General features: G+C 47.2%; 23 protein-coding genes and 1 other annotated feature (1 of these 24 only partly in view). Of the genes, 11 read left to right on the top strand and 12 right to left on the bottom strand.

Translation table 11 applies throughout. The features are described 5' to 3' along the window. Window positions 1-73 (top strand) — a binding site (T-box leader) (it extends 130 nt beyond the left edge of the window). Between the two features lie 53 nt (window positions 74-126). The 3 genes from proB to proC are packed head-to-tail and all read left to right on the top strand — an operon-like array spanning window position 127 to window position 3,334. Then, a complete protein-coding gene (proB, locus tag G548_RS0103060) occupies window positions 127-1,242 on the top strand; it encodes a glutamate 5-kinase (protein WP_022792674.1) in 1,116 nt (371 codons plus the stop codon). Window positions 1,243-1,244: 2 nt separating this feature from the next. Continuing rightward, window positions 1,245-2,507 (top strand): glutamate-5-semialdehyde dehydrogenase, encoded by a 1,263-nt coding sequence (locus tag G548_RS0103055; protein WP_022792673.1) that lies wholly within the window; start codon window positions 1,245-1,247, stop codon window positions 2,505-2,507. Continuing rightward, the gene (gene proC / locus G548_RS0103050; protein WP_022792672.1) at window positions 2,504-3,334 is read left to right on the top strand and encodes a pyrroline-5-carboxylate reductase; all 831 of its coding nucleotides are present in this window, start codon (window positions 2,504-2,506) and stop codon (window positions 3,332-3,334) included. Before G548_RS0103055 ends, proC begins: the two co-directional genes overlap by 4 nt. Before the next feature lie 39 nt (window positions 3,335-3,373). On the opposite strand, the gene G548_RS0103045 is transcribed toward proC, so the two are convergent. Beyond that, on the bottom strand, window positions 3,374-4,363 hold the full coding sequence (locus G548_RS0103045) for an NAD(P)/FAD-dependent oxidoreductase (protein WP_022792671.1): 990 nt from the start codon (window positions 4,361-4,363) through the stop codon (window positions 3,374-3,376). 90 nt (window positions 4,364-4,453) lie between these two features. On the opposite strand from G548_RS0103045, the gene G548_RS0103040 reads away from it, so the two are divergent. Then, window positions 4,454-5,263 (top strand): ion transporter, encoded by an 810-nt coding sequence (locus G548_RS0103040; protein ID WP_022792670.1) that lies wholly within the window; start codon window positions 4,454-4,456, stop codon window positions 5,261-5,263. Window positions 5,264-5,311: 48 nt separating this feature from the next. Here the strand turns inward: G548_RS0103040 and G548_RS0103035 are convergent, their stop codons facing one another. After that, on the bottom strand, window positions 5,312-6,679 hold the full coding sequence (locus G548_RS0103035; RefSeq protein ID WP_022792669.1) for an aspartate kinase: 1,368 nt from the start codon (window positions 6,677-6,679) through the stop codon (window positions 5,312-5,314). Between the two features lie 400 nt (window positions 6,680-7,079). Here G548_RS0103035 and G548_RS0103030 point away from each other — a divergent pair, with 400 nt between their 5' ends. Further along, window positions 7,080-7,388 (top strand): MerR family transcriptional regulator, encoded by a 309-nt coding sequence (locus tag G548_RS0103030; protein ID WP_022792668.1) that lies wholly within the window; start codon window positions 7,080-7,082, stop codon window positions 7,386-7,388. Window positions 7,389-7,593: 205 nt separating this feature from the next. Continuing rightward, window positions 7,594-8,040 (top strand): cyclic-di-AMP-binding protein CbpB, encoded by a 447-nt coding sequence (gene cbpB, locus G548_RS0103025; protein ID WP_022792667.1) that lies wholly within the window; start codon window positions 7,594-7,596, stop codon window positions 8,038-8,040. Window positions 8,041-8,059: 19 nt separating this feature from the next. Here cbpB and G548_RS0103020 read toward each other — a convergent pair whose 3' ends face one another. Together G548_RS0103020 and G548_RS0103015 are read right to left on the bottom strand one after the other, a co-directional pair. Further along, complete coding sequence (locus tag G548_RS0103020) at window positions 8,060-8,515, bottom strand: SRPBCC family protein (RefSeq protein ID WP_022792666.1); 456 nt, start codon at window positions 8,513-8,515, stop codon at window positions 8,060-8,062. A 56-nt stretch (window positions 8,516-8,571) separates the two neighbouring features. After that, entirely contained in the window at window positions 8,572-9,012 is a 441-nt protein-coding gene (locus tag G548_RS0103015) for a YlbF/YmcA family competence regulator (protein WP_022792665.1), read from the bottom strand. 128 nt (window positions 9,013-9,140) lie between these two features. Between G548_RS0103015 and G548_RS18685 the strand changes: the two genes are divergently transcribed. After that, entirely contained in the window at window positions 9,141-9,653 is a 513-nt protein-coding gene (locus G548_RS18685; RefSeq protein ID WP_022792664.1) for a PaaI family thioesterase, read from the top strand. A 96-nt stretch (window positions 9,654-9,749) separates the two neighbouring features. After that, the gene (gene ytvI / locus G548_RS0103005; RefSeq protein WP_022792663.1) at window positions 9,750-10,814 is read left to right on the top strand and encodes a sporulation integral membrane protein YtvI; all 1,065 of its coding nucleotides are present in this window, start codon (window positions 9,750-9,752) and stop codon (window positions 10,812-10,814) included. Between the two features lie 31 nt (window positions 10,815-10,845). Here the strand turns inward: ytvI and G548_RS0103000 are convergent, their stop codons facing one another. Continuing rightward, window positions 10,846-11,400, bottom strand: a complete 555-nt coding sequence (locus tag G548_RS0103000; RefSeq protein WP_022792662.1) for a DUF420 domain-containing protein — start codon at window positions 11,398-11,400, stop codon at window positions 10,846-10,848. 253 nt (window positions 11,401-11,653) lie between these two features. On the opposite strand from G548_RS0103000, the gene G548_RS17190 reads away from it, so the two are divergent. Continuing rightward, the gene (locus tag G548_RS17190) at window positions 11,654-12,553 is read left to right on the top strand and encodes a COX15/CtaA family protein (RefSeq protein WP_022792661.1); all 900 of its coding nucleotides are present in this window, start codon (window positions 11,654-11,656) and stop codon (window positions 12,551-12,553) included. An 18-nt stretch (window positions 12,554-12,571) separates the two neighbouring features. Here the strand turns inward: G548_RS17190 and G548_RS0102990 are convergent, their stop codons facing one another. The 4 genes from G548_RS0102990 to G548_RS0102975 form a co-directional block, all read right to left on the bottom strand. Further along, window positions 12,572-13,741: a GNAT family N-acetyltransferase gene (locus tag G548_RS0102990; RefSeq protein WP_022792660.1), complete on the bottom strand. Its 1,170-nt coding sequence runs from the start codon at window positions 13,739-13,741 to the stop codon at window positions 12,572-12,574. A gap of 3 nt (window positions 13,742-13,744) precedes the next feature. Beyond that, window positions 13,745-15,172: a cryptochrome/photolyase family protein gene (locus G548_RS0102985; RefSeq protein WP_022792659.1), complete on the bottom strand. Its 1,428-nt coding sequence runs from the start codon at window positions 15,170-15,172 to the stop codon at window positions 13,745-13,747. A gap of 204 nt (window positions 15,173-15,376) precedes the next feature. Further along, a complete protein-coding gene (gene pyc / locus G548_RS0102980; RefSeq protein ID WP_022792658.1) occupies window positions 15,377-18,823 on the bottom strand; it encodes a pyruvate carboxylase in 3,447 nt (1,148 codons plus the stop codon). Between the two features lie 283 nt (window positions 18,824-19,106). After that, window positions 19,107-19,382 carry an Fpa/YlaN family protein gene (locus G548_RS0102975; RefSeq protein ID WP_094907905.1) on the bottom strand — a complete coding sequence of 92 codons (276 nt, stop codon included), beginning with the start codon at window positions 19,380-19,382 and terminating at the stop codon, window positions 19,107-19,109. A 216-nt stretch (window positions 19,383-19,598) separates the two neighbouring features. Between G548_RS0102975 and G548_RS0102970 the strand changes: the two genes are divergently transcribed. Next, a complete protein-coding gene (locus tag G548_RS0102970; RefSeq protein WP_022792656.1) occupies window positions 19,599-20,111 on the top strand; it encodes a molybdopterin-binding protein in 513 nt (170 codons plus the stop codon). A 39-nt stretch (window positions 20,112-20,150) separates the two neighbouring features. Here the strand turns inward: G548_RS0102970 and G548_RS0102965 are convergent, their stop codons facing one another. Together G548_RS0102965 and G548_RS0102960 are read right to left on the bottom strand one after the other, a co-directional pair. After that, complete coding sequence (locus G548_RS0102965; RefSeq protein WP_022792655.1) at window positions 20,151-21,473, bottom strand: PhoH family protein; 1,323 nt, start codon at window positions 21,471-21,473, stop codon at window positions 20,151-20,153. Between the two features lie 44 nt (window positions 21,474-21,517). Further along, on the bottom strand, window positions 21,518-21,976 hold the full coding sequence (locus tag G548_RS0102960; RefSeq protein WP_022792654.1) for a pyridoxamine 5'-phosphate oxidase family protein: 459 nt from the start codon (window positions 21,974-21,976) through the stop codon (window positions 21,518-21,520). Between the two features lie 184 nt (window positions 21,977-22,160). Here G548_RS0102960 and G548_RS0102955 point away from each other — a divergent pair, with 184 nt between their 5' ends. Then, complete coding sequence (locus G548_RS0102955) at window positions 22,161-22,361, top strand: YlaI family protein (RefSeq protein WP_027847163.1); 201 nt, start codon at window positions 22,161-22,163, stop codon at window positions 22,359-22,361. Window positions 22,362-22,444: 83 nt separating this feature from the next. Here the strand turns inward: G548_RS0102955 and typA are convergent, their stop codons facing one another. Continuing rightward, the gene (gene typA, locus G548_RS0102950) at window positions 22,445-24,280 is read right to left on the bottom strand and encodes a translational GTPase TypA (protein ID WP_022792652.1); all 1,836 of its coding nucleotides are present in this window, start codon (window positions 24,278-24,280) and stop codon (window positions 22,445-22,447) included. Between the last annotated feature and the right edge of the window lie 302 nt (window positions 24,281-24,582).

Genomic DNA, 24,582 nt, shown 5'->3' with positions numbered 1-24,582 from the left:
AATGGACATGAGCGGAAAAGACGCAGTCTTTTCAACTAAAGGTGGTACCGCGGATAACTCTTTCGTCCTTTTACAGGCGAAGGGGTTTTTTATATGCATTCAGAACGAATAAGACAGGTGGTTCCAATGAAAAAAGAACGGGTCGTTGTGAAAATCGGGAGCAGCTCTTTAACGAACCAGCAGGGGAGCTTAAGCAGGGAAAAGCTGAAGCAGTACGCAGATGAAATCATCCGGCTGCGGCAGACAGGAAATGAAGTTATTTTGATCAGCTCCGGAGCAGTAGCTGCCGGCTTCTACGATCTTGGCTATCCGTCCCGGCCGGTTACGACTGCCGGCAAACAGGCAGCCGCCGCTGTCGGACAGAGCCAGCTGATGCAGGCGTATAATGAAGAATTCAGCAGAGTGAATATTGCCTGCGGCCAGCTGCTTTTAACCCGGGAAAATTTCGCCAATCACAGCCAGTACCAGAACGCCCATTCCACTATTACCGAGCTCCTTCACCGCCAGGTGCTTCCCATTATTAACGAAAACGACTCCATCGCTGTCGATGAACTTACGTTCGGGGATAATGACATGCTGTCGGCCCTTGTAGCCGGCCTTGTACATGCAGATACACTGCTGATATTAACAGATATCAACGGTATTTACGACAAGAACCCAAACGAAGACCCGGAAGCCAAAAAATATCATTTTATCCCGTCCATCACGAGCGACCTGATGGAGCAGGCCGGAGAAACAAGCTCCTCTGTTGGCACCGGCGGTATGCGCTCTAAGCTAAAAGCAGCCGGCACAGCCATCCGCCTCGGCACCCGGGTATTTGTCGGCAGGCTCGGCATCGGACACCGCCTCGAAGACGTCCTGAGCGGCAAAGGGGATGGCACGTATATAGGGGTCCCCGGCGGCGATGTAGTGAACAATAAAAAACAGTGGATCGGCCTCCACTCCGTTACTGCCGGCGCTGTAGTAGTTGATGAAGGAGCGGCAAAAGCACTGCTCCGTTCCGGGAAAAGCCTCCTTCCTGCGGGCATCGTCGATGTGCAGGGCCACTTTTCCGCTGGAAATGTTGTCGATGTGTATGACCAGAAAGACCAGCTGCTCGGACGGGGGCAGGTGAACATGAGTGCCAAGGAGCTGCACGCCGTTAAAGGAAAATCCTCGGCTGAAGCTGCCTCGTTTACATTAACGTCAAAACCAGAAGTCATCCACCGGGACAACTGGATTACTACTGTAAGGGAGAGATAAACATGGAACAAACACAAATCAGCACCCAGATGCGGCTGCAGGGAGAAGCAGCGAAAAAAGCGGCTAAACGTGTCGCTGCCGCTTCCACCGAAGAAAAAAACAAGGCGCTTTCGCTCATCGCCGACGAACTTGAAACGCGGGAAGCTTTTATTCTTGAAGCAAACGCCAAAGATCTTGAAGCAGGCAGGAAAAATGGATTATCCTCTGCTCTTCTTGACCGCCTAACGCTTGACTCCGGGCGTATCGCAGGCATGGCTGACGGCTGCCGGCAGATCGCGTCTCTTGAAGATCCTATCGGCGAGACGATCGAGTCCTGGACCCGTCCGAACGGCCTGAAAATGGAAAGCGTCCGGGTTCCGCTCGGTGTGATCGGCATGATTTACGAAGCACGGCCGAATGTGACAGCTGACGCGGCTGCTCTTGCTTTAAAAACCGGCAACGGCGTGCTTTTACGCGGCAGTTCTTCCGCTTTTCAATCGAATCAGGCAGTCATGGACGCCATATGGGAAGCTTTGGAAAAAACTTCCCTTCCGAAAGAAGCGGTGCAGCTCGCATCCGATACTTCAAGGGAAGCTGCCACGACAATGTTTCAGATGAATGATTTCCTGGATGTATTAATACCACGCGGCGGCGCCAATTTAATTAAAACCGTAGTGAATCAGTCCACCGTTCCTGTGCTTGAAACCGGTGTCGGCAACTGCCACATTTTTATTGACGAAACTGCTGTGGCTGATAAAGCGGTGCAGATTGCCGTCAATGCCAAAACACAGCGCCCTTCTGTCTGCAATGCAGCTGAAACCATCCTTGTGCATCATTCCTGGCTTGAGGACCACGGCGAATCCCTGGTGCATGCCCTGCTTGCCCACGGAGTTACTATCCGCGGGGACGCTCCGGTGCAAAAGCTGCATAGCGATGTCGAGCCTGCAGCCGACGAGGATTGGAATACCGAATACCTGGATATGATTGTTTCGATGAAAACTGTACAGGACACAGAAGAAGCTATCGAGCATATCAATACGTTCACCACGTATCACTCTGAGGCCATTGTTACAGAATCTGCGGAAAATAAACGGAAGTTTTTCCAGCAAATCGATGCAGCGGCCCTTTATCACAATGCCTCTACCCGCTTTACCGATGGATTCGAATTCGGCTTTGGTGCAGAAATCGGAGTGAGCACCCAGAAGCTGCATGCCCGCGGGCCAATGGGATTAAAAGCGATCACTTCCTACAAATATTTAATTCACGGAGATGGGCAGATCAAATGATGACAAAAACAAACCTACAGCAGAAAACCATTGCATTTATCGGTTCCGGCTCGATGGCAGAAGCTATATTTTCAGGACTGCTGCGCCACGAGCTGGTCAAACCGGCAAACATTCTCGGGACGGTAAAATCGTCTGCGGATAAGCAAGAACGCCTGAAGGAGCAGTACGGTATCCACGTAAAAACCGATAACAAAGAAGCTGTTAAGGCAGCTGACATTGTTGTTCTCGCCGTCAAACCAAAAGACGCCGAAGCAGTTGTCCGGTCATTTGCCGGCGAACTGACTAAAGATAAGCTCTTAATCAGCGTCCTCGCCGGTATTTCTTTAAGCGATCTTGAATCCTTCGTCGAACAGGAGGTGCCGGTGGTGCGTTCGATGCCAAACACTTCCGCCCACGTCGGTGCCTCGACAACGGCTATATGTGCAGGCACCTATGCCACTGATGAGGACCTTGATCTCGCGGAATCACTGTTCCAGGTGGTCGGGAGCGTGCACACGATTTCCGAGCAGGACATCGACGGTTTCACCGCGATTGCCGGAAGCGGCCCTGCCTATTTTTATTATTTCCTGGAAGCGATGGAGGAAATGGCGGCTGAAGCCGGTTTTAAGCCGGAGGAAGCAAAAAATATTATCGCTCACACTATGGAAGGCGCGGCTTTTCGCTACCTTGATTCTGATAAAAAGCCGCATGAATTGTATCAGGAAGTATTAAGTCCAAATGGAGTAACTGAAGCAGCTTTCACCCATCTTGAAAAACACAGAGTCCAGAAGCATTTTTTAGAAGCCATGAAAGAAGCTTCGAAGCGCTCCGGCTCCATTGGTGATTAGTAACAAAAAAGCAGGAACCGGCTCCCGGCTCCTGCTTTTTTATTGAAGCAGTGAAATAATTTTACCTGCCGCATCTTTTCCGCTCAAAATGGCACCTTCTACTTTTCCTTCTCCAAACGCATCCCCTGCAAATGCAAGAGGGTACGGCGAGTCATAGCTTCGCGAGCGGTCCGGGTACATATGTACCGGCTTCGCGTAGCGCCAGCGCTTTGGGTGAAGCTTTATTATTTTTTTGTGGTCAAAGAGCGGCCCGGCAATCCGGCACAGTTCTTCGGTAAAAATTTCACCGCTGTCGTCCCAGTGCTCCCTTGACCATTCACCTTCTGCGTGTACGGTAAGAACGCAGGAATCGGAAATGCCTTTCTGATAATTACAACCGACAAACTGAATTCTCGGATCTTTGGTCTGGATGCCTCCTGGCTCCACGAGAGGACTTTCTCCTTCATATTCGATCATTACAGATAAGCACGGGTCGTAGCGGACGGAGGAAAGATCCTTTTCCCACCTGCGCTCCCCGGGAACCTCCTGCAGCATTTCGAGAGACTGTGGCACCGGGGAAGTTAAAAGTACCGCACGCGCTTCCATTTGATTAGTATCTGCATGAAGCAGCCAGCCTTCTTCTCCGGGCACAACTGTCGTAATTTTTGTTTCTTTTTCTATCGTTTTTCCCTTCCATAAATTCTTCATCAGCGGGGCCATACCGGTACGCCCAACGTATCTCGGGTGGCCGTCTCCCTGAAAATGCTGCTTTTGCTCAAGCTTTTCGAGCTGAATAAACCCATTGCTCCAATTGCGTATGTATCCCGCCGCTTCCCATTCTTTTACTGTCTCTTTCATCGATTGACTCCTGGCAGTGAAAAACTGGGCCCCGTGGTCTGCACGCCCGTCGTTCAATCTTCTTGTAGCCATTCTGCCGCCAAGCCCTCTGCTTTTTTCTACGACCGTAGTGCGCAGACCGTGCTTTTCAAGCTCCCGATTCGCACTCCAGCCGGCGAGGCCGGCACCGATAATCATCACATCCGGTTTCATATAATTCCTCCTTACAAAGCTATTTCTTTTCTTTACCTGTTATTTTTTGTACAATCAAAACGGTTCACATCTTTTTAAAGGAGTACACCTATGAGCGAGATATCTACCTTTACCCGTTTTCGGCAGCGTTTAGCTGTCATTTTGGATCAACCTGCCTTCACTGCTGTGGTAACGACACTGATTTTATTTAACGCCCTGCTCGTAGGACTTGAAACCTCTGAAGCCTTGTACAGCCGCTATGAAAATACGTTTTCTGTGTTAAATTACATACTTCTCTGGCTGTTTACCATCGAGGTTATCATCCGGTTTTTAGGTGTTTTCCCCTTCTATCATTTTTTTAAGTCTCCCTGGAACTGGTTTGATTTCTTCATTGTAGCAGCCGGGCACATCTTCGCCGGCTCAGCTTTTATTACCGTGCTGCGGATCCTCAGGGTTCTCCGGGTTCTCCGGGCTATTACCGTTGTTCCTTCTCTGCGGCGGCTCGTGGATGCCCTGCTCCGCACCATCCCTTCGCTAGGAAACATTATGATTCTGATGAGCATTATTTTTTACGTGTATGCAGTAATCGGCACCATGCTTTACCGCGACACGGCCCCTGAATATTTCGGGGACATCTTCCAGTCCCTACTGACGCTGTTTCAGGTCGTAACCCTCGAGTCGTGGGCAAGCGCCGTCATGCGGCCGATCGCAGAAACCAATCCATTAAGCTGGATTTATTTTGTCTCCTTTGTGCTCGTCGGAACGTTTGTGGTGTTCAACCTGTTTGTCGGTGTCATTGTCAGTAACGTTGAAAAAGCAGAAGCAGAAGAAAGCGAAGATAAGCTGCAGAAGCAGCTTGATCATATGGAGAGCGAGCTGAGCGATATTAAACAGCTTCTAAAAGACAAACAAAAGGATTAGCTTTTTTATGTACAAAAGAGGGCAGCCCCGGGGCCGCCCTCTTTATCTTTACTGCAGCACTTCTTTTGTGCTGAAAAATTCTTCATATAAACCACGGATGGCTTCATCCACGTGTTCTTCAGCAATCCCGAAACTGAGCGACACCTCAGATGAGCCCTGGTTGATCATTTCAATATTGATGCCTTTTTCAGAGAAAGCACGAGTCGCGCGGGCAGCTACACCCACTGTTTCATGCATGCCTTCGCCTACGAGCATAATCATCGCGTAGCCTTTTTCAATGTAGGCATCATCTGCATCAAGCTCGTTCATTATCCGTTCGATGATACGCTCTTCTTTTTCCTTGGACATCTGCCCTTCCTCGATAATGATGGAAGTGTCATCGATTCCTGATGGCATATGCTCGTACGAAACCCCTTCGTCTTCAATAATCGCAAGCAGACGGCGGCCAAAACCTACTTCCCGGTTCATTAAGTATTTGCGCACATAGATAGTTTCAAAACCTTTATCTGCCGCAATACCGATAATTGGGTTCAATGAATATTCCCGTTCAGAAATGATCATCGTGCCGCTTCCCTGCGGATTATTCGTATTTTTCACACATACTGGAATCTTTTTGCGAAAAGCCGGTATGAGTGCTTCATCGTGGAAAACAGCAAATCCAGCGTAGGAAAGCTCCCGCATCTCACGATAAGTCATCCGCTTAATCGCACACGGGCTGTCCACCACCGTCGGGTTGGCCGCAAATACCGAGTCCACATCTGTGAAGTTTTCATAAAGGTCAGCCTGTACTCCAGCAGCCAGAATAGAGCCGGTAATATCTGAACCTCCCCTGGAGAAGGTAACGAGGTCGCCTTCTTTTGAATAGCCGAAGAAGCCCGGGAATACTACCACTCCGTCGCGCTCGCGCAGCTTGTAAATGTGGTCATAGGACTCGTTTAGCACCTGGGCATTCCCAGGAGTGTCGCTTACAAACAGACCGGCATCATTGGGGTTAACATACTCGGCAACGGTGCCGATACTTTGAAGATACCTTGCCACTACCTTCGCGTTATTATCTTCACCGCCGGCTTTCATTTGATCAACAAAACGTCCTTCGTTACTTTTGGTGAACTGAATCCGGGCTTCAATATCGCTTTCAATGGTCGCAATAATGTCGTCTGATAAATTCAGTTCGGCTGTAATACTCCGGAAACGTTCCAGCACTCTGTTTTTGGCCTCTTCCACCCCGGAATTCTCCAGGCAGGCTTCTGCAAGGGAGATTAACAGATCTGTCACTTTTGTATCTTCACTGTTTCGTTTGCCCGGGGCAGAGACTACTACCACCCTGCGGTCTTCATCTGTCGCTACAATGTCTGCCACTTTTTTAATCTGCTCCGCACTTGCCAGAGAACTTCCGCCAAATTTAGCTACTTTCATTTTCCAGTCACTCCTGTCATTATTTCCAGTCTTTGTATGAATATCATTCGTGTATATTGCCTGCATGGTTATTAAGAGGTGAATTGTTCAAAAATTTCACAATTAATAGATTATCACATGTTTTATTTGTCAACAATCAGTAATATAAGTGGTTAAAGCCCGTTTGACCCGATTCTTATGTAAAAGAACCCGTGGTCCGATGTATCCTCGTAATCTATGGCAATTACTTTCAATTGATAAGCTATAGTCACTTGTTTATTCTTTCCCTTCTTCTCAAGGGTTCAAGCATTAATTTTATAAATTCACTCTCGTTTATGTAAGGTAATCTAACAAATAACCATACATCAAAAAGTTATTATGGTATATTAGCTTACAAAAGAGATGAAAAGGGGAGCAAACTATGTCGTCATACAAAGATAAAAAAGTAATTACGATTGGAGTTATGAGCGAATTAACCGGACTTTCCGAAAGAAAAATTCGTTACTATGAAGAGCGTAAACTGATTTACCCTGACCGCACCTCCGGCGGCACCAGGAAATATTCTTTTCTGGACGTAGAGCGGCTCCTCGATATTGCAGAAAAAATGGAAGACGGCATGCAGACGTTTGAAATCCGCCGCATGGAACAAAAGAAAATGAAAAACAAAGAGCTGCGGGAGAGAATGCTGCGTGGCCAGCTGAACGCAGCCTTCAATATGCGAAAAGGCTGACCCCATTTTCTTCCAAAAGACAGCTGTTGAGTCGATTTGAATCAACAGCTGTCTTTGGTCTGCCTAAAATCGCCCAGATCACCGTTAATTACGTTTTTTGGAACTTGACGAAAACTTGAAATCCTTTTATTATTCAACATGTCTTTATATCTCTCTGTTGTAGTTATCGTTCTTTTGCTCTAGGAGAAATCAATGAAAGTATGTGATGACAGTGCTTCATGAGTTAAAAAACACAAATATTATGAATCAGGAAATAGCTGAACTGATTATCGGCCACGAAAAAGTAGCCCATGTGCAGGCAGCCAATCCCCTCGATCATGCGCTTTTGATATTAATTAAATCCGGCTACACTGCGGTCCCGGTGTTAGATACGCATTACCGCGTACAGGGCCAGATCAGCAAAGCCCAGGTACTTGATACGATTCTTGGCACAGAGCGAATCGAAATGGACAAGCTTCACGAGCATACCGTGGAATCGGTCATGTCGGAGAAAGTTCCAAAAATGAACGTGGATGATAACTTTGGAAAGGCATTGACGCTCTCCATTAACCATCCATTTGTGTGTATTGAAGATGATGAAGGTGCTTTCGTCGGCCTCATTACACGGCGCGCTATTCTAGTCATGGTCCACCGCGAATTTCAATCTGACTAAAGGAAGTTCCGCTTTTCGATTAAAAAGCGGAACTTCCTTTATTTTTCTTATTGAATTGTTTTATGACAAAGGCTTTGCGGCTTTTAAACATCCCGCTTAAAAAGCACTTCACCATCCAGGCCGGCACCACCGACTCAAATTCGATATAATCATGAACTCCCGTGAGCGGCCCGAGCTCCTGGAAAGTATGAGTATGCTTCCATCCCGTAAATGGAAAAGGCAGTTTTTTTCCTTCATCCTGAAACGCGTTCGGCGCATCCATGTAAGTAATAACCGAGTCCCATACCGTTTTCCATATTCCAAAATAAAGGTACAGCCGGATCTCCGCCCCCGCTTCTGTTTTGCCGGAAGATTCTACCTCGACTTCGGGAAACTGCGTCATTTCTTCAAGCTGCACCGGGTCCTGGAAGTAATTCCAGACTTCTTCTCTGGATGCAGCCACTACAGTCTGGGCTTCAAACACACCTTTAAACATAGCAAAAACCTCCTCTTTAAAGGAGATATACCCTAAAAGAGGAGGTTTTATGTTTATCAGGAGCAGCCGCAGCTTCCCCCGGTCGAACAGCCGCACGACTGGTTATCATAAAACGGATTGCCCGTCGGCACTTTGATGGAAGATGAAACAGACTCTGCTATTAGCGTGGATATTTCTGTAAGTAAATTATCAAGCGCTTTTTCTGCCTGACGGTAGCGGATGACTGTCTCATGCATATCCATTTCCCGTTTTACGACTCTCACCTGCTTAGCGGTTGTCTTATAGTCCGGGTGATATGCTCCGAAGCGCTGCACTTCTTCGTACTGATCCTTCCAGCTTAAAAAATTATTAATTTTTTCCTGGGCTTCGGGATCTTCCTTCATCGCTTTTTTGGCTTCCCGGTATTCAATATATATATCAGACTCTACAACCATGTGTCCTAACTGTTCCGATTGCTCGAGGATATCTACAGACGTCGATGCTTCTATTACAGACATACATTCACCTCCGCTTTCATCTTATCACGGATTGCCTTATTCTATGAAGAACGAATCGTCATATTTGTTCGCTTTTTGTCTTATTGCTACAATATAAACAGAAGCGTACTACGGAGAGGATGACAAACATGACCGAAAAACATTCACCCCAGCTGACAGAACAGGAGATGCTTGAAAATATTATGGCTGATGGCTCCCCCGAAGCCAAAGAGCTGACTAAGCATTACCTCAAGCTGCTTTACGACTGGGACACTTCGGAGGCCAGAAGCGGCGTGGAGCATTTAATGCACACTTCTACCTACTGGGAGGATGAAGAAACGCTCTGCGCCCAGGTTCCCGTTCATTCCGGCCTGCATAATACGCACGGCATCGTCCACGGCGGCGTCCTGACGACGATCATGGATAATTCCATGGGGGTGCTTCTTTCGGAGCTGTCTCCTGTACCCGGCGATATTTTAACGATTGATATTCACGTACAATTCATCTCCGCGGGCACCGGCAGGCAGCTCACCTGTAAAGCGTCCCCGGTTACCGTCGGCCGCCGCATCTCTTACGCTGAAGCCGCAGTTTATGATGAAGAAAACCGGCTCATCGCAAAAGCAGACGGCACCTTTTATTTAAAACAGGCTTCCCGCTCCTGATTCAGCATCCATTAATTTAGTACTACTATCTGTCTAAATACATTATAATGATAAAGTACGTACATACTGCTTCATTTTGATGAAAGGAGTTTCCCTGTGACCGCCCTGCTGACAAAAAAAAATATTTTCCGATTTATCGGCATCGTTCTTGCCCTTGTCGCTCTTTACTTTATTCTTCCTGTTTCAGGCCCGATTATTCTTGCATGGCTGACGGCCCTGGCTCTTTCTCCGGCTGTGCGCCTCGCTATGCGTTCTCTTAAGATCAAACGGCCGTTTTCAGTCATGATCGTTTTCTCGGCTTTTCTTTTACTGTTAATTCTACTCGGTTATTTGTTGATTACGCAGGTGATCACGCAGTTGGTGGCTTTTTCCAAAAACCTACCTACATATATCAGCAATCTTGTGGAAACTGTAGAAAACATTCAAACCGGGCTGAACAATCGCTACGAACAGTGGAACCTTCCGCAGGACACTATTGATCAGATCAATAACCGGATTGCTGAGATGCTCACCGGCCTCCAGGAAAATATCGCAAACGACGATCTGCTGAACCAGGCGACGGCAGTCATTGCTTCTATTCCCGGCTATTTAATTATGTTTTTAGTGTATTTGATCGCTCTGTATTTGTTTATGATTGACCTCCCAAGACTGACGGATAAATTCTATTCTTTTTTAAAGCCTGAAACTACTGAGAAATTTCAATTCATGACCAGCCGGCTCGCTGAAGTCATTCTCGGCTTTTTCAAAGCCCAGTTTCTGGTCAGCTTAATTATACTGGCCGTTACGTTTATCGGGTTAATGATTTTCACCCCGGAAGTCGCGATTGTGATGAGTCTCATTATATGGGCTGTGGATTTCATTCCCATTATCGGCTCGATCGCCATCCTTGCCCCGTGGTCTATCTATATGTATATCAGCGGCGACCTTGTTCTTGGAACACAGCTGCTGGCGCTTGGTGTTGTTCTGCTCATTATTCGCCGTACTGTCGAACCAAAAGTAATGGGACACCATATCGGACTTTCCCCTCTTGCCACATTAATCAGCCTGTATCTCGGGCTTACCCTTCTTGGAGTGGTAGGCTTTATCGTCGGTCCGCTCGCAGTTATTGCTTTTACTTCTGCAAGGGAAGCAGGGCTCATCAAATTAAATTTCAGAGTATAAAAAAGGAAAGCCGCGGCGGCTTTCCTTTTTCTTAGTAATAAGGGGCAATCATAAAATACACCACTACGCCGGTAATACTTACATACAGCCATAGCGGCATCGTCCATCGTGCAATTTTACGGTGCTTCTGCACCTGATACGTAAAGCCCTTTAAAAAAGTATAGATTGAGAGCGGCACAATCAATGCTGCCAAAATAATATGAGAGATCAGAATAAAATAATACACGTACTGCATGACCCCTTCCCCGCCGTAGGATGTGCTCGAGGCAAGGCTGTGGTACGCCAGATACGTGACAAGAAAAAGAGCAGTGGTAGAGAATGCCCCGTATATAAACCGGCGGTGCATCTTAATATTTTTTCTTAAAATAAAGTATAGAGCCCCGAGTAAAAACACGGTCGTGAAGCTGTTAAATATTGCATTCATCATCGGCAGAATGGTCAGATCGAAACCGTTAAATGTCTGTCCGCCGCCTTCTACAAAAATCAAAATCGTTACAAGCCCGTTAATAATCACGCTGAGCAGAATCACGATCCACGTATGCGCACGATTAGTGCGCTTGTGTTCTTCGGCCTTTAATTGCGACACGTATATTCCTCCTCTTCTCTGGTAGCGGTTATATTATACTAAATCATGCAGCTTTTTGCAGAAGTATGAATTAACAATCCAGTGAACGTTTTTTCTTTACCATTCCTGCTTTCACACATTTTTCACATTTCAATATTTGTTCATGGGCGGACCAGGATTAAAAATTGACTTTTTTAGGCTGGAAATCTACGATTAATTATGTAAGAAAAACGTGAAATTTTTAATTGCATTTATATTGAAGGAGTGACTTATTTTGCACTGGGGATTACGCACATTCGGTGTCATTACTTCCATTGGCATGCTCATTGTACTGCTGCAGGGAGCTCTGGTGACTAACACAGGGTCCGGCGAAGGCTGCGGTGCCACATGGCCGCTTTGTTTCGGGGAAGTAGTACCTTCCAACCCTGCCGTCGCCACTATTATTGAATACAGCCACCGGCTCTGGTCGGGACTGATGGGCCTTTTTGTTATTATTCTTGCTATCTGGTCGTCTGTGAAGCTTTCCCATCTGCGGGAGACAAAATTCATGGCGCTGATGGCTGTATTGTTTATTATCTTTCAGGGATTAATGGGAGCCGGCGCTGTCATCTGGGGCAACTCGAGTCTCGTGCTCGCGCTTCATTTCGGCATCAGTGCCATCTCGCTTGCCACCGTTATCATGCTCACGATACTGGCATTTGAGGATAACGAGAAGCCGTCGCTGCAGCCAAAAGTAACGAAAGGCTACCGCAGTTACCTGATCGCTACTATCGTCTATTCCTATGCCGTCATCTATACTGGAGCCTACGTCAAGCACTCCGGCGGATCGGAGATGGCCGGGTGGATTCACCGCGGCGCCGCTGTCGCCCTCATGATTGTCGTTGCCGTTCTGATGATCTGGACGCTAAAACGATTCAAGGCCTATACTTCTCTCGCCGCTATGAGTGTGATGACATTCGTCTTGATACTCGTTCAGGCAGGTGCAGGGATCGCACTCATTTTCGGGGCCCCTCATTTAACATCGGTGCTTATTCACGCGCTGACGATCAGCATCATTTTCACTATCATGACTTATATGCTCGTGATCATTACGAGGCGGCCGGCCGTTTCATCAGCAGAGCTTGCCGGCACCTCCAACAGCATCCAGCAAAAAGAAGCAGGCCTTCATCATTAAAAGGCCTGCTTTTTTGTATCAGAAAAAGTCATACATAAATGGAGTGAATCCCGGGAGAACACGATCAAGCAGCTCCAGCTGCTGCTTATTTCCTTTCACAAGCGACGTGCGCTCAGCCTCCCGTACGGTAATATACCCCATAGCAAGAGCGGTCAATGTGTTAATGGACAGTTCAATACCAGTACGGTTTGAGAGAACCTCTTTGATTTCCGTCCGGCCCTCTTTCGATTTATACAGCTGCCAGCTCGTATTGTTCCAATCGCAGAAGTCATCCTCCACATGCAGCACTAAAGACTCCTCGACCGGCAGATTCAACGGGTACTGGTGCAAAAATGGATACACATCGACAATACGGGCCATGAAGTAGCTTTTTCTCGTTTCTTCAATTTTCGGCTCCGGCAGCATATAACGGCTGGGATCATCAATAACCGGAGAAATTTTAGCGGTTTCAATCATGGAATCATGATTTGCCAGAAACCGCCACAATTCCCTGCGTGCATCTTCATGCCAGGCTACAAATTCATGGACGGTCAGCTGCTGCTCCTTTACCTCATACAGCACATACCCGCTGTCAAAGCCATTCGCATCGGTGTAAACAGCCGCATTTCCTTTTTTCCGCTGGAGCGTCCGGTTTTTCCACCACTGCTCAGAACGTGCAATCATGCCAGCATACTGTTTCGCCCATTTCTGATAGATATAGTCGAGAATCTGCCAGTCCTGCTGATAGATTCGGCGGATGCTGCCCTTTTCAGGCTCTCCGGTTTCCGGAAGCTCGCTTTTCGTTACCGTCCAATGCTTCGTATCACAGAATACCTCCCAGCCGAATTTTCGGTAAAAGGAAGTCGAAAACGGGTAGAGCATAGAGATGGGGACTCCCCGGTCCCTCAAATCCACCAGCGCTTCTTTCAATAATGAACGCACCAGGCTGCCCCGGCGCTTTTCCGGCCACGTTGCCACACCGGAAATTCCTCCCATCGGCATTTTTACATCCCCAAGGTAAACCACCGTTGGAAAAATAGCTACCTTAGAAAGCACCTTCCCCCGTTCGACCGCCACCCAGTTATCCTGGGGAACGATAGTGCGTCTCCTTTCCCGGCGCTGTTCTTCTGTTAAATGAATTTGAAAAGCATATTGGGCCAGATCCAGACTCTGGTCGATTTCTGATTTTTTCATACGGCGAATGTCCATGGCTTACTCTCCTTTAAACATCTCAATTGCTTTCTTTCGCTGTACCGCGTGGTCTACATCGGGCTTTGGGCAGTCCCGGCCGAGGATGCAGCCATATTCCTCTTGTTCCTGTGCATTCATTTTCCACGGAGTGTGAATAAATTTTTTCGGCACTTTATGCAGCTCCGGCACATATTCACGAATATAGTCGCCCTGCGGATCAAAACGTTCACTCTGCCTCACTGGAGAAAAGACGCGGAAATACGGCACGGCATCTGTACCAGTGGACGCAGCCCACTGCCATCCGCCCGCATTCGAAGAAGGATCGTAATCGATCAGCCTTTCAGCAAAATACTTTTCCCCTTCTCTCCAGTCGATCAAATAATCCTTAGTTAAAAAGGAAGCAGCGATCATTCTTCCACGATTGTGCATCCATCCAATCTCATTTAACTGCCGCATACAGGCATCCACAATCGGATAGCCGGTACGGCCATCCTTCCATGTCTGAAGCCTCTTTTTATCGTACTCCCACGGCAGGTTTCGGTACGCCTCTTTCAGCTCTTTATTTTTCAGCTCAGGACGCGTGGCGTGAATCATATTATAATAATCTCTCCAGGCGAGTTCACTTACAAAAGCCTCGGCCCCCGGGTTCCCTTCTTCAAGCTGCTCTAACAGAGCCTGATAAATCGTACGCACTGACAGCCTGCCGGTCTTTAAATACGCAGAAAGCCGGCTCGTTCCATCACTGGAAAGAGCATTGTTCGTTTCATGATACTCCGGGGCGATTTCCTCCACAAACGTTTCCAGCCGTTTTCGTCCGTCCCTCTCTGCAGTACGGTCCCACGTCTTTTCGTTATTGTTCAAATACGAAGACAGCTTTTGATAAGCAGCCTTTTGCGGAAGCTCCAAACGGGCCTGCTGGCTGATTATGCGGTCGAGCCTGCATTCATACGGCTGTTCCTTTTCAAGCTGGCGCCAGGCACGATAATAGGGAGTGTAGACGGAATAAAACCCGCCGTCTTTTTTCTTCACTTCATCGGAGCGGTGGAAATGAGCATCTTTATAAACATGTGTTTCTACCCGGCTCTGCTGCATGTTTTTTAGTACCTGCTCGTCCCGGCGGGCGGCTTGAGGTGCCTCATCTTCATTAAAAAATAGATGCGTAAGCGCCGGGACTTTCTCTTTTAAGTAGGTGAAAGCTTCATCTGCCGAACCGTGCAGAAAATATAATTGTATATGTTGATCATCGCATTCTTTGCGAAATTTTTCTAGATTTTGAAAAAAATAATCATGATGAGGGCAAGAATATTCATAAAAGTTCGGGTCAAGATGAAAAACTAAGAACCACTGCCTGTCTTCTTCTGCTTCCGCCCACCGCTGCATTTCATGCATCGCCCGGTTATCTGTTAACCTCAAATCCCTTCGCATCCATAAAGCACTTACCTCCGTCATACACTCCGCTCCTTTTACACCGTGGTTCGTTCTCTTCAATTCTATACCTTTTTTCCGTTTATTTTACGCTTTTTCCTGAAGAAAACATTTTCCCCAAAAGATTTTTTCTTTCCAAAAGTATTCTTTAAAGCGCCGGGAAAGTTCACTTTCCTTTTTGTATTACCATAAAAAAAGACCGGCCCGCCGGCCGATCTTTTTTACCTGTTATTCAAATTCGAGAAGAAGATCTCCCGATTCGATCGGTTCATTATTTCCTACATACACGCCTTTGATTTTCCCATCAAACGGTGCCTGTACGGTCGTTTCCATTTTCATCGCTTCTGTAATCATGAGCTGATCGCCTTTAGCTACTTCATCTCCCTCTTTTACAGAGGTTTTCAGCACGGTTCCAGGCATCGTTGCTCCGATTTGGTTAGGATTTGATTTATCTACTTTCGGACGCACATTGGCATCCACCTTAGCATTTTTATCCTTAATAACCACTTCACGGGACTGCCCGTTCAATTCAAAGTACACATTTCTATGGCCGGTTTCATCCGGCTCCGATACGGAAATGAGCTTCACGATCAGTGTCTTTCCTTTTTCGATCTCCACTTCCACTGTTTCCCCGAGCTCGAGCCCGTAGAAAAACGTCGGTGTATCAAGCACAGATACATCACTGAAGCTTTGACGGAACTGTTCAAACTCCATGTATACCTTCGGATACATCGCGTAGGAAATCATATCATGGCTCGTCACTGGCCGGTCAAGCGTATTAAAGAGCTCTTCTTCAATAGCCTTGAAGTCGACCGGTTCGAGGTTTTCACCCGGACGGTTCGTAATCGGGGTACGGTCCTTCAAAATAATTTTTTGAAGTTTTTCCGGGAATCCCTGATGCGGCTGCCCTAAATACCCCTGGAAGAATTCCACCACGGAGTCCGGGAAGTCGAGGTTCTGGCCGTTATCGTAAACATCCTCTTCTGTCAGATCGTTCTGTACCATATACAGAGCCATATCCCCGACGATTTTGGACGACGGTGTTACTTTTACAACGTCCCCAAACATATCATTAACGCGGCGGTACATTTTCTTCACTTCGCGCCAGCGGTCGCCGAGGCCTACTGCTTTAGCCTGCTGCTGGAGATTGCTGTACTGACCGCCCGGCATTTCATGCTCATACACTTCAGGCGCAGGTGAACGCATACCGCTTTCAAAGCCCTGGTAATATTCACGCGTCGTATCCCAGAAGTCACTGAGCTCCTGCAGGGCACCAACATCAACGTTCGGCTGGCGCTTATTACCGGCCAGTGCATAGTACAGACCGTCTGCGCTTGGCTGTGAAGTGAGACCCGCCATGGAGCTTTCAGCTACGTCGACAATGTCTACTCCTGCTTCAACGGCCCGGGCATACGTGAAAATACCATTGCCGCTTGTATCATGCGTGTGCAGGTGAACCGGAATCGAAATCGAATCTTTAAGCTCAGAGACAAGCTGATACGCTGCTTCCGGCTTTAACAGCCCTGCCATATCTTTGATGCCCAGAATGTGGGCGCCTGCGTTTTCAAGCTCTTTTGCGAGATTTTTATAATATTTCAGGTCATATTTGTCGCGTTTTGGATCGAGAATGTCCCCTGTATAACACATCGCTGCCTCAGCAATTTTGTTTGTCTGACGCACTTCATCAATCGTAAGCGTCATCCCTTTAAGCCAGTTAAGAGAATCAAAGATACGGAAAACATCAATGCCGGCATACGCTGATTTATGAACAAATTCTTTGATCAGGTTATCCGGATAGTTTTTGTATCCGACAGCATTGGACGAACGGAAAAGCATCTGCAGAAGCGTGTTCGGCATACGCTCACGAAGTTCAAGCAGCCGGGTCCACGGATCTTCATGCAGAAAGCGCATCGCCACATCAAAGGTGGCCCCGCCCCACATCTCCGAGGAGAACAGGTTAGGGAGCATCCGCGAGGTCGGCTCTGCAATACGCTTCAGGTCATCACTGCGGACCCTCGTGGCAAGCAGCGACTGATGGGCGTCACGGAACGTGGTATCGGTCAAAAGCACTTCGTTTTGATCCTTCACCCAGTTCGCGAGACCCTCCGGCCCCTGTTCGTCGAGAATCTGCTTCGTCCCTCTCGGTATCGGCTTTTTCTTATCGATTTTTGGCACCACCGGCTTGTTGAGCGTCGGCTTTGGTGTATTTTCAAGCCCAGGGTACCCGTTTACAATCGTCTCACCGATAAATGTGAGCATCTTTGTACCACGGTCCTGGCGTACTGGAAATACAAACAGCTCCGGACTCGAATCAATAAACGAGGTGTCGTAGGTGCCCGTAATGAATTTTTCGTGCTGGACAACATTTTCGAGGAACGGAATGTTTGTACGAATACCGCGGATCCGGAACTCCCGCAGGTTTCGGAGCATTTTTTCAGAAGCCCCTTCAAATGTGCGTGCCCACGTGGATACTTTTACGAGCAGCGAATCGTAGTACGGGGAGATGATCGCTCCCTGGAAACCGTTACCGGCATCGAGTCTTACCCCGAAGCCGCCGCTTGAACGGTAAGCCATGATCCGTCCTGTATCCGGCATGAAATCATTCGCAGGATCCTCTGTGGTTACACGGGACTGGATAGCATATCCGAACGTTTTAATATCCTTTTGCTCCGGAATATCTATGGAAGCGTCGTGCAGCGTACCGCCGTCAGCAATTTTCAGCTGGGACTGCACGATGTCCACCCCGGTGATCATTTCTGTAATTGTATGCTCCACCTGAACACGCGGGTTCACTTCGATAAAGAAAAACTCGCCCTTGTCGTTTACAAGAAACTCTACTGTTCCCGCATTAACGTATTCAATATTTCTGGCCAGCTTCACAGCGGCATCGCAAATGCGTTCACGCAGCGACTCGTCGAGCGCAATACTCGGTGCTACCTCCACTACCTTCTGGTGACGGCGCTGAATGGAGCAGTCCCGCTCGTATAAATGTATAACATTTCCTGCTTTATCACCGAGCACCTGCACTTCAATATGCTTTGGATTTTCCACGAATTTTTCAACATAAACAATGTCGTTGCCAAAAGCAGATTTCGCTTCGGATTTCGCCCGGTCGTAAGCATCCTCGAGCGATTCCGCGTCGCGGACAATACGCATGCCGCGCCCGCCGCCGCCAAGGGAAGCTTTAATCATAATCGGAAAGCCGTGCTTGTCAGTGAAGTCTTTTACTTCCTCCACACTGTCTACCGGTCCGTCGCTTCCTGGAATAACCGGAAGATCGGCAGCGATAGCTGTTTCTCTTGCTTTAACTTTATCCCCGAACATTTCGAGGTGACGGGTTTCAGGCCCGATAAAGGTAATTCCTTCTTCGTCACACCGTCTGGCAAAGTCAATATTTTCAGAAAGAAAGCCGTAGCCCGGGTGTATAGCATCGACGCCATTTTCTTTTGCTGTACGGATAATATCTTCAATATCCAGATAAGCATCAATTGGCTTCTGCCCTTCCCCGACTAAGTATGCTTCGTCTGCTTTATAACGGTGAAACGCCCCTACATCTTCATTGGAATAAATAGCCACGGTGCGTATATGTAATTCGGTGCACGCCCGAAATATGCGTATAGCAATTTCACCGCGGTTTGCTACTAATACCTTTTTAATATTCTCTAGACCGTTCATCCTTCTCCTCCTCTTATCTAATACAGGATGTATCTATCTTATCCCGATAGGTTCAATCAGAATTATCTTCAATAACTGATAATTCTAAATATAAATTATCATACGCAAGAACCAGTCCGTCTGTCAAAGTAATATTCTCATTTTTTGAAAATTTGTGCCTATTTTGATTACGTGATGCTCATGCGTAACGTTTATTTACCCTGTTTTTCGCCTGCATAAAACTTTCAATTAAAAATAAGCCCGTTTGTAAAAAAACCAAGCTATTCAATTAGAATAGCTTGGCTCATCCACCGACTGTTGCTTCATGAAAAGCAGCAAGTTTCCGTTCGAGTTCAGAAAGAATTTGTTTACCGGTATGTTCGTCGATGAGATTCAAACGAATGGCAAAATCAATTTCTCTTGAAAGGCCAAACATTTGTGTATCAAGCACCTCTTCGTAAAGCGGGCATTGAGGCATTGTCAGGTTGTCCATCTGTACTTCAATAAGTTTTCTAATTTTCTCAGCATCTGCTTTTAACAAAGCATATGCTTTCTCACTATGTTCTGTTGCTGCCCTCATGCTCAAGGCAATCCCTCCTACAAGCTGACTCCTTCTATTCATCTTATCTGTTCATTTCAAAAAAAGCAAGATGGTTTGCGTATAAAATCTTGATTCTTCAGACTATATGCTACAATTTCCGGGGACAGCAATAGCTTCTGCTTTTTCTCTATTACCCGGTTGTGGTAGCATAAAAACCAGTTCCTATCAGCAGCTATTAAATTGGAGGAGTTCCTCATGAATTTCATTGTAATGATCCAGGGAAATGTGCATTTCCCTATCACTCTCGATCCGACTACATGGATCTTTGACGACCGTAAAATTGATCTCGACACGTATTTTGATACCGATCCCTCCGCTGAAGAGCAGCCTTCCACAGAAGCTGATCATACAGCCAGAAGGTTTGCAAGAGACCGCGAAGAAGGGTCAAATGCACCGGACCCGGACCCTGGGCGGGGCCGCACCAACAAGGTCCGAAACAAAAAAGAAGCGATCATAAATGGCTCATTTGGCATCAGATTCGAGCCATTTTTAGAAAATGCTGAGCCAAAGGATGACGCCGGCCATGTTGTGGTGGAAACTGAAGCACAAACTCATCTCGTTTCTCTTGAAGAAGCAAAAAATTTCATTGTAGCCTTTTCTCATAAAGGCAGTCCGTTGAAAGAAGACGGCCCGGTCCACATATACTACGGCGACGGCTCCAATAAAGACAATCCCATCCGTCACGTGACAGGATTCCGGGTAAAGTAAACAGAAACGACAGCTGGAAGGACTCCAGCCGTCGTTTTTTTATAGTATATCTGCCGCAAGCTGAGCCAGGCCCGAGCGTTCTCCTTTTTCCAGCTTAACATGACCACTGATGCCCTGATTTTTGAACATTTCAACCACGTAGGCCAGGCCATTGTTCAGTTCATCAAGATACGGATGATCGATCTGGGCCGGGTCGCCGAGAAAAACAATTTTACTGCCTTCCCCCACCCTCGTCAGTATCGTTTTCACTTCATGCTTTGTCAGGTTTTGAGCTTCGTCAATAATAATATACTGATCCGGAATGCTCCGGCCCCGGATATAAGTTAAAGCTTCCACCTGAATCGATCCCATCCCGGCGAGAATGGAATCAAGCTCTCCGGGCTTCTTAGCATTAAATAAATACTCCAGATTATCGTAGATAGGCTGCATCCAGGGCCGCAGTTTTTCATCTTTTTCTCCCGGAAGATATCCTATATCTTTTCCAAGCGGAACGACAGGCCTTGCCACCAGCAGCTTATGGTAGCGCTCCATATCTTCAATCTGAAGCAAACCGGCTGCGAGCGTTAAGAGGGTCTTTCCCGTTCCTGCTCTGCCGGTTAACGTCACAAGCGGGATGTCTTCTCTTAGCAGCAGTTCAAGTGCCATCTTCTGTTCGACATTTTTTGGACGGATGCCCCAAACGTGGTCGATATCGGAAGTAAACTTACGAATTCTTTTTCCGGATTCATCGACTTTTGCAAGAGCCGAAGAGCTGCTCAGGGCGTCTCTTAAAATGAGGAATTCGTGAGGACAGAAGCCTTCTTCTGAAACCTCCTCAGAAGCGAGGGACCCCTCCTCGAAAAAAGCGTCAAGCAGCGGCCGGTCAACCGTCAGCGTCTGGTGGCCCTTGTAAATATTGTCGTACTGAGTGACGCGGTCATTCAGAAAGTCTTCGGCCGTTATACCGAGGGCATCTGCTTTCACGCGCACAAGAGCGTCTTTGCTGATAATGACGACATGGTAGTCTCCCATCAGCTCGTATTCGTCCTTTAAATTTTGAGCCACTGCCAGAATACGATTATCATTGGTCACCTCGATAAAGGTATCCTTCATACTTTCATATGAACGGTGGTTCAGCTCTACACGCAGCGTGCCTCCTGATCCGAGAGGTACTCCTTCATGGAGCCTGCCTTTTCCACGGAAGCGGTCCAGAATTCTTGCCGTTTCTCTCGCATTCCTGCCGAGCTCATCCATTAACCGTTTTTTTGAATCAATTTCTTCCAATACTACAGCGGGAATTACGACATGATGTTCATCAAACTGGTAAATTGCCTGGGGATCTTGGAGCAGTACGTTCGTATCTAAAACGTAAATTTTTTTCATATCAGGTGCTTCCCCCTATCTTGTCTCTATCGGGATATTTACATTCAGTCTATTTTCTTCATTGCCTCGAGTACTTTATTGTCTAATTCCTCTGCCGCCTCCGGGTCATATGTCTTCTCAAACACCGGACCGCGGAGCATTCTGGAGCCGTAAAACATGACGTCCTTCACTTTAGCAACGTCCACTTCTATAATCGCAAGCGGAAATGAAATTCCATTTACTTCGGTTGTTAAAATTTTTCCCCTGCCTGCAATCGAATACGTGGTGCCTCCGCCGATGACAGTCATTGCCATACCAGGGGTCTCCCGCAGATTTTTCACTGCAGACGCCCGGGCATCAACGGCAAACCGGAGAATCCGCGGAGAAGCTGCGTACACCCATGACACCGCGTGAACGTCCGGGGTGGAATTTTTCGGTTCGATAGTAGAAACCGTCACATATTGTTCCTGCTTTAATAAATGGACGATTTCTTCGGGTAGTTCGTCAAACACTCGACTAGCCATATGTATCCCCCCTTATATGTATAATAGTACCATTTCGATCAGAAAATTTGTCCAATCTTTTTCCGATTCCTGTGTTTATTTTTTCTGAATCAATCGTCTGACGCTCGTTCTGTTATCAGGGCAGCGGGCGTGTTATACTTGAAGCATATCTTTTGGTTGAACAAAACAGAGGTGAAAAGAAATGATGCGGGTAAAGTGCGTAATCTGCGATGAAATTCATAAATTGGACGATGAGAATCCTGAAGCAAAAAAAATTCGGAACCGGCCGATTCACACGTATATGTGTCCCGAATGCCATGACCGGATTTCAGACCGGACAAATGAACGAAAAGCCACCGGCCATTTCCATCTGTACCGGGACCCGGTAAAAAATAACAACTGGTAACAGTGGAAAGCCCTGGCTTTCCGGCAAAATGTTCGTTAATAAAAAATGCCGGCTGCAGTAAAAACTGCAGCCGGCATTTTTTATTATTTGGATACGCTCTGGCGTTTTTCTTCGCGCTCGCGCTCGCCTTTTTGGAGAATTTTCTTTCTAAGCCGGATTGAATCCGGAGTAACTTCGCAGTACTCATCTGCGTTTAAATACTCGAGAGCTTCTTCAAGTGTCAGAATCCGGGGACGCTTCATCGTTACGGTCTGATCCTTGTTAGCTGAACGAACGTTTGTCTGCTGCTTCGCTTTTGTCACGTTTACAGCCAGATCATTTTCGCGGCTGTGTTCGCCGACAATCATACCTTCATAAATTTCAGTGCCGGGCTCAACAAACATCGTACCGCGGTCTTCAAGCTGCATCATGCTGTATGGAGTCGCTTTTCCATTTTCCATGGAAACGAGCACTCCCTGACGGCGGCCGCCAATCTGTTCCTTAATATACGGACGGTATTCTTCAAACGTATGATTCAGGATACCGTATCCTTTGGTCTGGGACAGGAATTCATTCGTATATCCAACCAAGCCGCGAGATGGGATCATAAAATCAATCCGGACCTGGCCATCGCCTTTATTGACCATATTTTCCATTTCGCCTTTACGTTCACCGAGAGACTCCATAACCGCTCCGGTATAGTCCTCCGGCACATCAACCTGCAGACGCTCATACGGCTCGCAGAGAACGCCGTCCACTTCTTTAACGATTACCTGTGGTTTGGATACCTGGAGCTCAAAATCTTCACGGCGCAAGTTTTCAATTAAGATGGAAAGGTGAAGCTCACCGCGTCCGGAAATCAACCACGCATCCGGGCTGTCCGTTGGATCGACCCGGAGACTGACGTCTGTCTCAAGCTGCGTCAGCAGCCGTTCTTCAATTTTACGACTCGTAATTTTAGAGCCTTCACGTCCGGCAAACGGGCTGTTATTCACAAGAATAGTCATCTGAAGCGTCGGCTCATCAATACGGAGCACCGGAAGCGCTTCCTGATGGTCAACTGGACATATTGTTTCCCCAACCATGATATCTTCGACACCGGAAATAGCTACGAGATCTCCGGCCTTGGCTTCGCTGATTTCTTCTTTCTTCAGACCGAAGAAACCAAACATTTTGGAAATCCGGAATTTTTTCACCGTGCCGTCAAGCTTGACCAGCGCGGCATGATCGCCTGTCCGGAGTGTCCCACGGAACACTCTACCAACGCCGATCCTGCCAAGGTAGTCATTATAATCAAGCATCGCTATCTGGAACTGGAACGGCTCGTCGCTGTTATCAAAAGGAACCGGCACGTTGTCTGAGATCATGCGGAAAATAACGTCCATATCCTCGTCCTGTTGTTCAGGGTCTTCGCTTGCTGTTCCGTTAATAGCGGAAGCATAAACAACTGGAAAATCGATCTGGTCTTCGTTCGCTCCAAGCTCGATAAACAGGTCCAGCACTTCATCCACAACTTCTGACGGGCGGGCCATGTCCCGGTCGATTTTGTTTACGACTACCACTGGGGTTAAGTTCTGCTCCAGTGCTTTTTTCAAAACAAAACGCGTCTGAGGCATGCAGCCCTCGTAGGCGTCTACCACAAGAAGTACGCCGTCCACCATTTTCATGATGCGCTCTACTTCCCCGCCAAAGTCCGCGTGACCGGGGGTATCAAGAATATTGATACGAGTGTCATGGTATTTCACTGCTGTATTTTTGGCCAGAATCGTAATACCACGTTCTTTTTCAATATCGTTGGTGTCCATTGCCCGCTCGTCTACCTGTTCATTTTCCCGAAAAGTTCCTGATTGACGAAGAAGCTGGTCGACAAGGGTGGTTTTCCCGTGGTCGACGTGGGCAATAATCGCGATATTGCGAATATCTTTGCGTAAAACTGTCACTATAAATCTCTCCTATTCTCTTGCTGCAATCATAACAAACCCTGGCGCTCGACGATATCGTCTTCCATAAAGCCAGGGTTCTCATTGCCATTTTTATCTGAGTTCCTACCATTTACATTTTACATTGTCAGTATAACATATGCCGGGTTCCACTAAAGGAACGCCGACTGGCAAGTTACCATCACAGACACTACTTTTTCCAATATAACATAAACCAGCCCTGAATCAAAGCCGACTGTACTTATTTGAGTTTTCTTTCCAAAGCCGATAAAATAATAGTAGTACCATTTTAAAGGAAGAAG

The organism is Marinococcus halotolerans DSM 16375, from assembly GCF_000420725.1.
GTDB classification, from domain to species: Bacteria; Bacillota; Bacilli; order Bacillales; family Marinococcaceae; genus Marinococcus; species Marinococcus halotolerans.
The sequence above is the reverse complement of the archived record's forward strand: the minus strand, read 5'-3'. Positions and strand labels throughout refer to the sequence as shown.

Excerpts from the sequence above, each read along its gene's own strand:
- proB (WP_022792674.1), top strand. The coding sequence starts at position 127 with ATGAAAAAAGAACGGGTCGTTGTGAAAATCGGGAGCAGCTCTTTAACG.
- G548_RS0103055 (WP_022792673.1), top strand. The coding sequence starts at position 1,245 with ATGGAACAAACACAAATCAGCACCCAGATGCGGCTGCAGGGAGAAGCA.
- proC (WP_022792672.1), top strand. The coding sequence starts at position 2,504 with ATGATGACAAAAACAAACCTACAGCAGAAAACCATTGCATTTATCGGT.
- G548_RS0103045 (WP_022792671.1), bottom strand. The coding sequence starts at position 4,363 with ATGAAACCGGATGTGATGATTATCGGTGCCGGCCTCGCCGGCTGGAGT.
- G548_RS0103040 (WP_022792670.1), top strand. The coding sequence starts at position 4,454 with ATGAGCGAGATATCTACCTTTACCCGTTTTCGGCAGCGTTTAGCTGTC.
- G548_RS0103035 (WP_022792669.1), bottom strand. The coding sequence starts at position 6,679 with ATGAAAGTAGCTAAATTTGGCGGAAGTTCTCTGGCAAGTGCGGAGCAG.
- G548_RS0103030 (WP_022792668.1), top strand. The coding sequence starts at position 7,080 with ATGTCGTCATACAAAGATAAAAAAGTAATTACGATTGGAGTTATGAGC.
- cbpB (WP_022792667.1), top strand. The coding sequence starts at position 7,594 with ATGACAGTGCTTCATGAGTTAAAAAACACAAATATTATGAATCAGGAA.
- G548_RS0103020 (WP_022792666.1), bottom strand. The coding sequence starts at position 8,515 with ATGTTTAAAGGTGTGTTTGAAGCCCAGACTGTAGTGGCTGCATCCAGA.
- G548_RS0103015 (WP_022792665.1), bottom strand. The coding sequence starts at position 9,012 with ATGTCTGTAATAGAAGCATCGACGTCTGTAGATATCCTCGAGCAATCG.
- G548_RS18685 (WP_022792664.1), top strand. The coding sequence starts at position 9,141 with ATGACCGAAAAACATTCACCCCAGCTGACAGAACAGGAGATGCTTGAA.
- G548_RS0102990 (WP_022792660.1), bottom strand. The coding sequence starts at position 13,741 with ATGGACATTCGCCGTATGAAAAAATCAGAAATCGACCAGAGTCTGGAT.
- G548_RS0102985 (WP_022792659.1), bottom strand. The coding sequence starts at position 15,172 with ATGACGGAGGTAAGTGCTTTATGGATGCGAAGGGATTTGAGGTTAACA.
- pyc (WP_022792658.1), bottom strand. The coding sequence starts at position 18,823 with ATGAACGGTCTAGAGAATATTAAAAAGGTATTAGTAGCAAACCGCGGT.
- G548_RS0102975 (WP_094907905.1), bottom strand. The coding sequence starts at position 19,382 with ATGAGGGCAGCAACAGAACATAGTGAGAAAGCATATGCTTTGTTAAAA.
- G548_RS0102970 (WP_022792656.1), top strand. The coding sequence starts at position 19,599 with ATGAATTTCATTGTAATGATCCAGGGAAATGTGCATTTCCCTATCACT.
- G548_RS0102965 (WP_022792655.1), bottom strand. The coding sequence starts at position 21,473 with ATGAAAAAAATTTACGTTTTAGATACGAACGTACTGCTCCAAGATCCC.
- G548_RS0102960 (WP_022792654.1), bottom strand. The coding sequence starts at position 21,976 with ATGGCTAGTCGAGTGTTTGACGAACTACCCGAAGAAATCGTCCATTTA.
- G548_RS0102955 (WP_027847163.1), top strand. The coding sequence starts at position 22,161 with ATGCGGGTAAAGTGCGTAATCTGCGATGAAATTCATAAATTGGACGAT.